2 rRNA genes are annotated in these 1,104 nt (G+C 57.1%); both read left to right on the top strand.

Annotated features, from left to right (window positions below):
- Positions 1-357 (top strand): 16S ribosomal RNA (locus I71_RS06590); the annotation flags it as partial.
- Positions 358-634: 277 nt separating this feature from the next.
- Positions 635-1,104: ribosomal RNA gene (locus tag I71_RS06595) — 23S ribosomal RNA — on the top strand; the annotation flags it as partial.

Consider the following 1,104-nt stretch of genomic DNA (forward strand, 5'->3'; position numbering starts at 1 on the left):
GATGACGTCAAGTCCTCATGGCCCTTATGGGTTGGGCTACACACGTGCTACAATGGCGGTGACAGTGGGAAGCGAAGTCGCGAGATGGAGCCAATCCCCAAAAGCCGTCTCAGTTCGGATGCCACTCTGCAACTCGAGTGCATGAAGTTGGAATCGCTAGTAATCGCGGATCAGCACGCCGCGGTGAATACGTTCCCGGGCCTTGTACACACCGCCCGTCACACCATGGGAGTTGGCTTTACCCGAAGGTGGTGCGCTAACCCGCAAGGGAGGCAGCCAACCACGGTAAGGTCAGCGACTGGGGTGAAGTCGTAACAAGGTAGCCGTAGGGGAACCTGCGGCTGGATCACCTCCTTTCTAAGGAAGCCGACCTCAGCGGTCCGGCACCTCAGCCACAAAGGCGCATCTCTGCCGCCGCCGGCGCATCCCTTCTCGACAATCCGGAACACCCGCTGACGCTGCATCTGCAGCATCTCGGCCGGATTGACGAGAAGCGCTTGGCGTTTTGAAAATTTCAAAACGCTGGATCTTTCAAATCGTGAATAAAGTCGAGTTTTAAGTGACCGAGGATGCATCTTCATGAGCGTCCACGAGGCAGGAGCGGTTTGCCCCTGTGCGTGACGTTCGGAATAGAGATCAAGCGTCTGAAGGGCATCTGGTGGATGCCTTGGCACTGAGAGGCGATGAAGGACGTAGCACGTTGCGATAAGTCACGGGGAGCCGCGAGCAGGCTTTGATCCGTGAATTTCCGAATGGGGAAACCCACCGCTTCGGCGGTATCCCGTACTGAATTCATAGGTGTGGGAAGCGAACCCGGCGAACTGAAACATCTAAGTAGCCGGAGGAAAGGACATCAACCGAGACTCCGCTAGTAGTGGCGAGCGAACGCGGACCAGGCCAGTGATTGCTTCTACATAACCGGAACCGTCTGGAAAGTCGGGCCATAGCGGGTGATAGCCCCGTACGGATAAACCGGAAGCGATCCACGAGTAGGGCGGGGCACGTGAAACCCTGTCTGAACATGGGGGGACCACCCTCCAAGCCTAAGTACTCCTCAGTGACCGATAGTGCACCAGTACCGTGAGGGAAAGGTGAAAAGCACCC

The organism is Azospirillum sp. B506 (assembly GCF_000333595.1).
In the GTDB taxonomy this organism is placed as follows: Bacteria; Pseudomonadota; Alphaproteobacteria; order Azospirillales; family Azospirillaceae; genus Azospirillum.